The sequence below is a fragment of the Paenibacillus sp. JNUCC 35 genome (assembly GCF_058269095.1).
On the sequence record NZ_CM177771.1, the window covers coordinates 1044230 to 1054316 of the forward strand.

9 protein-coding genes are annotated in these 10087 nt (G+C 46.9%); 7 read left to right on the forward strand and 2 right to left on the reverse strand.

The features are described 5' to 3' along the window. Positions 1-6 precede the first annotated feature (6 nt). The 3 genes from AC2TF6_RS04745 (at position 7) to AC2TF6_RS04755 (ending at position 4918) form a co-directional block, all read left to right on the forward strand. Complete coding sequence (locus tag AC2TF6_RS04745; protein ID WP_491310121.1) at positions 7-678, forward strand: ABC transporter ATP-binding protein; 672 nt, start codon at positions 7-9, stop codon at positions 676-678. A gap of 174 nt (positions 679-852) precedes the next feature. After that, entirely contained in the window at positions 853-1911 is a 1059-nt protein-coding gene (locus AC2TF6_RS04750) for a ComEC/Rec2 family competence protein (protein ID WP_491310122.1), read from the forward strand. Then, complete coding sequence (locus AC2TF6_RS04755) at positions 1889-4918, forward strand: pentapeptide repeat-containing protein (protein WP_491310123.1); 3030 nt, start codon at positions 1889-1891, stop codon at positions 4916-4918. The genes AC2TF6_RS04750 and AC2TF6_RS04755 overlap by 23 nt, the downstream gene beginning before the upstream one ends. 207 nt (positions 4919-5125) lie before the next feature. Here the strand turns inward: AC2TF6_RS04755 and AC2TF6_RS04760 are convergent, their stop codons facing one another. Continuing rightward, complete coding sequence (locus tag AC2TF6_RS04760) at positions 5126-5623, reverse strand: DinB family protein (protein WP_491310124.1); 498 nt, start codon at positions 5621-5623, stop codon at positions 5126-5128. 158 nt (positions 5624-5781) lie between these two features. Beyond that, a complete protein-coding gene (locus AC2TF6_RS04765; protein WP_491310125.1) occupies positions 5782-7020 on the reverse strand; it encodes a YbfB/YjiJ family MFS transporter in 1239 nt (412 codons plus the stop codon). 116 nt (positions 7021-7136) lie between these two features. On the opposite strand from AC2TF6_RS04765, the gene AC2TF6_RS04770 reads away from it, so the two are divergent. The 4 genes from AC2TF6_RS04770 to AC2TF6_RS04785 all read left to right on the forward strand — a co-directional run bounded on the left by AC2TF6_RS04770 (position 7137) and on the right by AC2TF6_RS04785 (position 9902). Further along, positions 7137-8036: a LysR family transcriptional regulator gene (locus AC2TF6_RS04770; protein ID WP_491310126.1), complete on the forward strand. Its 900-nt coding sequence runs from the start codon at positions 7137-7139 to the stop codon at positions 8034-8036. Positions 8037-8066: 30 nt separating this feature from the next. After that, complete coding sequence (locus tag AC2TF6_RS04775; protein ID WP_491310127.1) at positions 8067-8267, forward strand: hypothetical protein; 201 nt, start codon at positions 8067-8069, stop codon at positions 8265-8267. 192 nt (positions 8268-8459) lie between these two features. Continuing rightward, positions 8460-9281 carry a DUF6597 domain-containing transcriptional factor gene (locus tag AC2TF6_RS04780; protein WP_491310128.1) on the forward strand — a complete coding sequence of 274 codons (822 nt, stop codon included), beginning with the start codon at positions 8460-8462 and terminating at the stop codon, positions 9279-9281. 186 nt (positions 9282-9467) lie between these two features. Further along, positions 9468-9902 carry a VOC family protein gene (locus AC2TF6_RS04785; RefSeq protein WP_372008621.1) on the forward strand — a complete coding sequence of 145 codons (435 nt, stop codon included), beginning with the start codon at positions 9468-9470 and terminating at the stop codon, positions 9900-9902. Positions 9903-10087 lie beyond the last annotated feature (185 nt).

Genomic DNA, 10087 nt, shown 5'->3' on the forward strand with positions numbered 1-10087 from the left:
GAGCTTTTGGCACAAGTCTTATTGACTGGTATAGCGAAACGATTTAAGGATAAAACAATATTTGAACATATAGATTTAACGGTAGCGAAGGGAAAAACAATAGCCGTAAAAGGAAGAAGCGGGAGTGGAAAAAGCACCTTACTCAATATCATAGCAGGCTTGGAAAAGCCTACCTCAGGGGAATATTTCTTGGATGGGGAAGATATGAGCCAGCTAAACTTGAACCGTCTAAGCGAGATTCGTAAACTAAAAATAGGCTATATTTCGCAGCATAGTCCTGTCATTCCCAAACTGACTGCATTAGAAAATATTATGGTTCCCTTTTGGTTTGATAAAAAGCGAGAGAACAGCAAGATCATACAAAAGCAAGTAGAACAATTGGGCCGGCTATTTGAAATTCACCATTTGTTAAATGATAGGATTGAGAAATTGTCCGGGGGCGAAATACAACGAGTAGGCATTATTCGCGCCTTAATTAAAGATCCCGAATTAATTGTTGCAGATGAACCGACAGGAGCATTGGATGACGAGACAGCGTTAAAGATTTTAGCTTGTTTAGATGAGTTAAAAGTCAACGGTGTTTCCGTCATAATCGCCACTCATAGTGGAATGGTTGCGGAGAAATGCGATGAACGATATCAATTAACGAATCAGGGTTTGATTAAAGAAGTTAAGTAATAATTACAAGTACAGGCATATGCCTGTGCTTTTTGATTTGCTATCGAACGAAGACGCAGGTATGAGGTAGATATTCTCTCCATAATTTGGAGGGATCGAGAGGAACAAGTCGAATTCTTTTGAAAATAAGTAAAAGTACTTCCCATCCTCCCTCAAGAAAGGTTGCCAACCAGCATGAACTTGACTATAAAAAGCTTGCCCGCCTACTGCGGAGATTCGTTTATTGTCTCGTACGGTGAGCAAGACCGTCTAAACCACATTCTCATTGACGGAGGAATGCCGGAAACATATGAGGATTGCTTGCGGGACGAGCTGATGGGGCTTCCCGCTGTCCGGCTGCTGGTCGTGACGCATATGGATGACGATCATATCGGAGGGGTTCTTGAGGTTTTTGAGAATCAGGAGGTGGGCCCCGCAATTTTCGGGGAAATTTGGTTTAATTCCGAGCCGATGTTGTCGGGGAATCCGCTTGAGCCCCTGCCCGTCAGAAGATTGATCAACAAGAGGAACAAGAAAGTTTCGGCAAGCCAGTCCCGTTCGTTGGAGCAGTTTTTAAGCGGGGAGACGAACTGGAGCGGCGAGCTGGTCTGTTTTTCGGACAAATACCGGAATTATGAACTGGGGGACGGAGCCGTGCTGACAGTGCTGACCCCCCGGATGGAGAAGATCCCGGATTACAGCGGGGCACTGAAAAATGAGACGCCTGATCAGGCGGACAAGAAGGTCGCGGGCTTCTGCGATTACGATCAGCCGGTTGAGTCGCTTTGGGACGAGAAGGACTTCTCGGAAGATACTAAGGTGGCGAACAGGGCGAGCATTTCATTCCTGCTGACGTATGCAAAGAAACAGGTGCTGTTTCTGGCTGATTCTCATCCGTCGGATGTGGAAGCTTCTTTGCGGAGCATAGGCTATACGGAAGACAATCCGTTAGTGACGGAGGTTGTGAAAATTTCGCATCACGGGAGCAAGCGGAATACGAGTCCGGGTTTGCTCAAGCTGATCCGCTGCAAGAGGTTTATGATCAGCACGGATGGAATCCGTCACTATCATCCTCATAAACGGTGTCTGGCCCGCATTATTCAATCTCAAGGGAAGGAAGTTACGTTTTCCTTCAATTATCCGGGTATTTTCGAGAAAATATTCACGGATCATGAAATCCGGACGTATCAGATAAACGGCAAGTATGAGCAGGTGGTAGAGGTGAAGGGGCATGGAACTGAAGAGAAAGTATAACGGGCTGGCCGTCAAGGTTACGTGTATAGGTGCCAAGGGAAGCGGGTGTCTGGTTCAGTCGGCCGACGGGCAGGGCTCGTACGTTCTTACGGCCAAGCATTGTTTGACGGGGACCGAAGACGTTCCGCAGACATTTACGAAGGAAAACATCTTGGTACGGCGTTTTAACGGCGACGGAACGTGGCAGGAATATCCCGTACTTGATTATATAATGGACCGGCATGCGGATATAGCGATCCTGCGCATAGCGGATACCGGGGAATCGTTTGATTTTTTGCGTTATGGGCTGCCCGGGTTCCGGGAGAAGGCGCATTTTATGGGATATCCCTACAAAGCGGTGGAAAATGCCGAGAATCCCCGCGAGCTTGTGGATGGAGTGGCTCTGGAAGACACGCCTTTGCTCGAAATCAGAACCGATTATGATTTAGGAAACGGTCGCAAAGCAAAATCCTTTGTGGACGGATTTTCGGGATCGGGTATTTTTGTGGAAGACGCTTCGGGAAAAACGCTCTCTCTGATCGGGATCCTGACGGAAGTGAAGCATTACGAGGTCGAGTACCGTATGCTGATCGGCGAACCCGTTCATAAGGTCAACAAGCTGCTCCAAGAAGCGAAGTGGCCTCTGCTCCCGGAACCAGGCGATCCTCTATCGGATTTGCAGCGGGCATTGCTTGCTTACGCACATAAACAAAAGAACGAATACATAGAAGAACTGCTTTATCAAGACAACGTCCGGCTTTTGGATTTGTACGTGGATCTGAATGCATTTTCTTACCCGTTTGACGGCAAGCTTCAAGATATTCCCGATCTGTCCCCGGATAAACATGTCCTGAAGCCCGCTATGGAAACCGTACGGGACTGTATGTCCAAGAATCATATTTTGTTCCTCTTGGGAAGCCCGGGGATGGGCAAAAGCACGTTTACCAAAAAGCTTCTGGTCGAACAGATGTCGGGTGCGGTAGCGGCTCCTTCGTATATTCCGGTCCGCATCGAGCTGAAAAAGCTGGGGTATAAAGACGAATTTGCCGATGCGCTGCGCGCCTTTTTATTGAAAGAAGCCAGGCTGGACGATCTGAATATGAAAGACTTGAACGACAGCCGCGTGCTCCTGCTGTTGGACGGATTCGATGAGCTAAGCCTGCTAAGTACGGGGGATCTGACCGTTTTTTTTAATTCTCTTGTTGAGTTTAAAGAAGATTACCCCGAGGTTCTGATTGTGCTGACCGGACGTTTCACCGCTATCGCTTCTCTGCGTGACCCGGTTCCGCACGGCTCTCCCATTCTCGTCATGTCCCCGATGGAAGACGCCCACATAGAGGATTGGCAGTTAAAATGGAAAGCCCATCAAGCGGACCAGAGACGGATTAACATCGGGGCCATTCTGAGAAACAAACAAAACAAAATGGACGAATTCATCCGGCAGCCTCTTCTCCTTTATCTTTTGCATAAAATGTATGCTTCCGAGCCGGAAAACGAGCCCGCGTTTATAGATCTTTTTAAAAGCGGAGAGCGCTGGCAGGTGTACAAGACGCTCATCGACTGGACGTGCGGCAATGAGAAGTTCGTGCAGTTCGAGACCAGAGACAGGTGGTCGGAGGGCATGGATCTGGATCGCACGCAGCGCATCCGGCTGGCCCGGACGTTTAACCGGAATATTTCCCTGGCCATGCTGCACTTGAACAAATCGTATATATCGCCTGCGGAAATCGAATCGCTGCATCTTTTTCCTCATGAATTCGAAGACAAATTGAAATATATTAAAATCTTTGTCGTCCAAAGCAATTTAAATATTACGAAGCATGAGAATATGAATGATTTTACCCTGGAATATGTTCATAAAAGCTTCAGCGAATATTTGGCGGCGGAGGCGATTACAGAAGAATTGCTGCATATTAGCGGGATAACCGATACGGAAGACACGGCCTCTTCTCTTTACGCTTTACTCGGCGGATACCGGTTAACGGACGACCTTCTGCAGTTTTTGCTTCCTCTGTTGATGGAGAGGGGGGAGTTTTTTGCGGAAGAGCTGAGAGATCAGCTGAACCGGTTTTTGAACCAGTTCTACATTCAGTATCCCGGCATAAACCGGCGTCGTCCGGATTTCTTGAATGCTTATCTCGACAAATATACCCATATGAGCGACCGGAAAATGGAGATCGAATACTTCGTCGGCCGAAATTTGCTGGCATTGATCAGCGGGTTATCCCGGAATCTAAAAAAAGCATACACGCTTCTTCCGGGACAATCCGAGACCCATCCCAACCAGCAGTTTTGGGGGCTGCTGCAATTCATCATTTCCGTCAATAAGACTTACATAAGCTACGAGCTGCCTTATGCGCATTTTAAGTTTGCTTACTTGAGCGGTTTAAATCTGAGTAATGCTTATCTTGCCCATACCGTCTATGAGAAGAGCATTTTGAAGTCGATCGATCTGATGGTTGCGTTCATGAACGGCTCCAAGTTTCTTTCCTGTAAAATGAACTCCGTCAATATGATAAAGACTCGGCTGCATGATACCTATTTTGAACACTGCTCGATGAATAACGCCGATTTGAGTAAAGCGGAATTGATTCATGCCAAGTTGGTCGATGTCGATCTGAGATATTCCAATCTGTTCAAAGCCAACCTTAAAGATGCTTGTTTTGACAGAGTGAATTTTGAAGGGGCCAGTTTTGAAGCGGCCGGCATGTCGGGTGCCCTTTTCGAAGAGTGCAGCTTAAATGGCGTTAAGTTTAGTGAACGGCGTGTCATCGACGTGGACTTTACAAGGAGTTCTCTTGTGGGTGCGGATTTTACGAACAGCAAGCTGACGCATACTTGTTTCCAGGAAGCCGACCTTTCCGGCGCTGATTTATGCGGGGCTAACTTAACGGGAGTAAACTTTTATGACGCGAATTTAAACGGAACCCGGATTTTCCGCTCCGCATACATTCGTTATGAGGCTCAATTGAAGAAAGGGACACATTGGGAAAGGATGCTTGTAGTCGAGGATAAAGGAATGAAATAAGCATAAACCTCGTGTAGATTACGACCTTTAATAGGGTGTAACGGATCATAAAAGAAAATGTGTGAAAGGGATTTGTTAAGCTTCGACGTCGCTTTCTTCTACGACATCAAATCGCGGGCAGCGGCGTACTGGGACAGGAAATAATCCCCAGTTTAGCCGCTGCCCGCGATCCTTCATTTATTCAGAATACCTGATAAATACACACACTCAAAGCGGTGGCGTTACTCCTAACTGCACCCAGCCTTCCTTGGAAGGACCGTAAACCGCAGGGATAGGCAGCTCCGCTTGACGCATGAGGACCGTAACCTGACCCCGATGATGAACGATGTGTTTGATTAATCCCAGGAAGATCGTCGCGTTGGATTCCAATCTTCCGAACGCATTTTGGACGTGCTTCAACGAATCGTCCGTCCACTGCTCTTGAAAAGCTTGGACTACACGAGAGCTGACCTTATTAAAGGTCTCCGCGATCTCCTTTGCGGACGGCACCTCGTTCGGATTCGGCACTTTCTCTACCAAGACTCCGAATTCGGTTAAATAATCCGGGATATTCGTGACAAAATGCCACACAATCCTTCCCAACGTACGCCCCCCGGGATATACCTGCTGCCCGAGCGCATGATCGGTCAACCCGTCCAATACCTTTTGGGTTAATACCGCCTCATTTTTCCATTCGACGATCAAATCCTGTACGGTAACGTACATCTTCTCATTCCTTTCCTGGGTGAAAATATTTCCTCATGACCGAACCTTTCTCGCGGGAATTCATTATCCCGTTTCCTCTCCCATCTATATAAAAGTTTGTCTAGCTCGAATCCATCATAAACGTTAATAGTGACAGCTATTGTCATTAATTATTTTTTTCAACCGCTGTCAGGCAAATCACGGATCTCATGCTTTCGCTGCTGTTGTCCATACAAACCGGCAAACGCAGCGGCAATTGCCATAAAGATTGCGCTGGATGCCACGCCGAATTGCAAGCCGTACCGTTCGACCGCCACGCCCCCAACGATGGGGCCGATAATCTGTCCTGCGGCAAAAAAGGCAGTGGCTATGCTAAGACATGCCGCATACGCGTGGTGAGGGACATGACGGCGAAGAAGCGCAGTTGTCATAAGCGGCGGGGTAATAAAGGAAACCAGCCCGATCGTGGCGGCTCCGAGCACAGTAAATAACATACTATTAGTGATTACCCCGCACACACCGATCGTTCCCAAGGTTAACCCCGACGCAAGCGTATACCCGTTCGGCCATCGGTCAATGGCTTTGCCTCCGATCCATCCGTTAAACAAACCCGCGAATCCGATTCCGGACCATATCAACCCGGCATAGAGGGACGGAATGCCTTTGCTCACCAGATAGGGAATCAAATACGTGAAATAGATGATATATCCCCATCCGAAGAAAAAATAAGAAGCAATTAAGAACAAGAGCTTCTTCGGGTTCAACAGGAGACGGTACACATTTTCGTTTTCTTTGCCCCGTAGCTTCGATTCGGTCTGCGAGGGGGTTTTTTCGGCTTCCCTTTTTCTGGTGACAAACTCGAAACCGACTGCGGCAATTACTCCGAATACGCCCATGATCACCCAAGCATACCGCCATCCCTGCAAGTGTGAAGGGTCTATGGTAAAGGGGGCGAACAAGCCCGTCACTAGTATGCCGGCAGATCCGCCCAGCCATATAAGACCCGATGCCGCTCCTCGTTCCGCCGGTCGAACGGCATCCATTGCAATGGATAGGACTAACACTGTAGCGAAGGCCGATAACAATCCAATCGCGAACCGCCAAAGCCCAAGCCCGGTGAAATGATCACTAAATGCCGAGCCGATCAAAGTCAATCCGAGCAATAAGCACGTTATCCGATTAATGACATGTTTGCGGTCCGGAAAACGCGAGATCAAAGGAGGAAGACACAATGTCCCGACCAAATAACCGATAAAGTTGACTGTGCCGAGTATACCCAACTGTCCGTAGCTCCCCCCGATTACCCTCTGTATCCCAGGCAGGAACATGCCGTAGGAGAGCCGTGAAAAACCGAGTATGACGACAAACAAAAACGATGCCCATAGAGTAATCCAATTAAATGCGGATTTTGTGCCCATATAACCCATCTTCCCCCAAAATAATAAGTTGACCCTATTGTAAAATTTCGGGAATGTTTTGTAAAATTGAATTATATGAATAAATAGTTCAAATAACTTAAACAAAGGTGATGACTATGGATCTTCGAGCTTTAAAGACTTTCGAGGCTTGCGTGCGTCTTGGACATTTTTTGAAAGCCGCCGAGGAACTCCAATATGCTCCTTCTACGGTAACCCTTCAAATTCAGCGTCTCGAAGCGGATCTGGGCGTTTCTTTATTCGTGCGCGACGGAAAACGCGTGATCGTGACCGAAGCCGGCCGGTGGCTCCATAATGAGGCCTCGGCTTTACTGAAGTCGATCGGAACGATGAGACAGACCGTCTCGGATATTGCTGCGGGAGATAACGGCTCGGTGCGTTTTGCCGCTATCGAGCCCGTCGCAAGCCAGCGGTTAGCGACCGTTATAGCTGACTTTTGCAAGACTCGACCGAAAGTGGAGTTAACCATGGAAGTAAGCGGCAGCAGAACGATCGCGGAGAGGGTTCGGGCCGGCGAACTGGAATTCGGCGTTTGCTCGGCTCCATCTTCGAAGCTCATGCTGGAGTTTGAGCCGCTGATCGAGGAAAGATTAGGGATCATGTTAAATAGGAATCACCCGTTAGCCGATCAAGACAGCATCACGGCGAGCGACCTCGCGGGGCTGACCGTTCTAGTCAAAGAACCGACTTGCATCTACCGGGAGCTTTGGGAAACGGCTTATCCAACTGGGCGAAACCAGTTCTCTTGTATAGAGGTGGGAAGTTTCTTTGTCATTCAACAAATGGTTAAGGCAGAGTTCGGCATCGGGATTGTTCCGATTTATGGCGGTCTGGAACAGGAAGGCTCCTTGGTCATAAGACCCATAGCCGATTTGAATCCTGTCGTCACGATAGGCATCGCTTATAAAGACAAAAACTACCTAGGCAAGGCAGCGCTCTTGTTAATGGAAGCGATTAGGGGCATCCGTGACCCCAACGCTACGCGACCAAGTGCATGATTGAGGACGGTAGCCATCATTTTTGGCCTTATGGATGATTTGTTTTCAGAAAAGACCATTCAACCCAAGATCGGCGTGGAAAACATTAATATAGACATTGCTGGCCGCAAGGATTCTTTCCGTTCGTTTGAGTGGGATACTTCTTACGAAGAAGTCAAAGCTGAAAGCTATCAACTGAAAGAATTAGACGACACATGTGGAGTGCTCAATATGGATAGTTCTAAGAAATAATTGAGATGTGACGGTATTGCTCAAATACATTGATTTTAGGTAGGGGAAAAGTTAAATTGAAAGTGAAGAAGAAGTTATCTGTATTTACCGTAAAGGTGTATTTGATTGTTTATAAAGTAATCCCCAAGAAAGGATGGAGCGACTCCACGGCTTTAACAAAGGAGGACTTCAAGCCCCTGTCGCGCATATGCCATGCTGTTACGTACTTATATTCCACAAGCTCCATTATCCGTTTTTGTCGATTTTTTCTGGTACTTCGAATGTTATAGTCCACCTCATTCGAGGGAGCTCACGCTACCTGATGGTTCGATTGAACTTGTGTTCAACCTGAGTGAAAATAGGATTAAATGGATTGACCAAGATTATAATGGCTTGTTTCAGAAGTATGGCAGTTCTGTCATTAGCGGGCCGCATTCACGATCTTTCATCATTGATACTTCCGTAGAGAGTACGATTTTGGGAGTACACTTCAAACCAGGCGGTATCTATCCATTTCTTAAAATGCCAGTGTATGAACTACATAATATTCATGTATCCTTAGATACACTGTGGGGAGCAAGAGCCCATGATCTGCATGAGGTTCTGCTTCTATCCAAAACGGTAGATGACAAGTTTCGAAAACTTGAAGAAAGTCTTATAAAGCTGGCCTCCCGACCTCTGATACGACATCCGGTAGTAAGCTTCGCACTAAATGAATTTCTGGGTTTGCCGCATAAAAGCCCCCTTTCGGATGTGATCGGACAAATCGGTTTAAGCCAAAGGAGATTTATCCAGATTTTTAAAGAAGAAGTGGGATTGACTCCCAAGCTCTTCTGTCGTCTTCGCCGCTTTCAGGAGGTATTGAGTAGAATTGAACACGCTAAGAGTGTCAATTGGTTGGATGTCGCTATCGCTTGCGGTTATTATGATCAGATGCATTTTATTAAAGATTTTCAGGCTTTCTCCAGTCTTAATCCTACTGATTATTTCTCGAGGCAAGGCAGGCATCACAATCATGTTGCGATCCATAATTAAAGCCTTATTCAAATACGGAAAAGGTAATTATTGAATGATCAATTTTAAATAAAGGGTCATTTTTTTACTATACGCTCGTTAGAGGGGCGATTAGAATATTTATATGAGGCAGGAACAGTCAGCTTAATCGCAACTAGCGATACGGCATGTGACTCATTCTATTTCGGAAGAGAGAGGTGGATTTAAATGGATAAAGCAACCCCGTTTCTATGGATCAAGAATACTGCTGAGGGGATAGAGTTCTATAAGAAGGCTTTCGATGCGGTGGAGAAATACCGCTTGACGGAGCCTGGAGGCAAAGTGGCTCATGCTGAAATTACAATCGGGGGAGCCAAGATATCAATCGCAGGTGAATATCCCGAATATGGCATTCTGGGACCAGAAACCATTGGAAATACAACGGTTGGTATCCAACTGCAGGTCGACGATGCGGATAAGTTGTTCCAGCAGGCGATTGCGGCTGGAGCGACAATGGTTAATCCGATGGAGGATCAATTCTACGGAGATCGAGCGGGAAGTGTGAAGGATCCGTTCGGACATTATTGGATGATCTCAACCACTATTGAAACCGTGGATCCGGAGGAAATGCAAAAGAGATTCCTCGCCTTGTATGGGAGTTAACCTGTTCTGTGTTGATTAGGTTGCCATCGATAGGAACGAAGTTGTTTACACACTAAGGCAACCGTAGCCACTAGGTGATTTCGCAGTTGAGCTTTTCTATGAAATTGATTGAGATTAATCTATGATAATAGCCGCACTCTTCTTATTAATCAATATAAGCACTCCACACATGTGGAGTGCTGTGT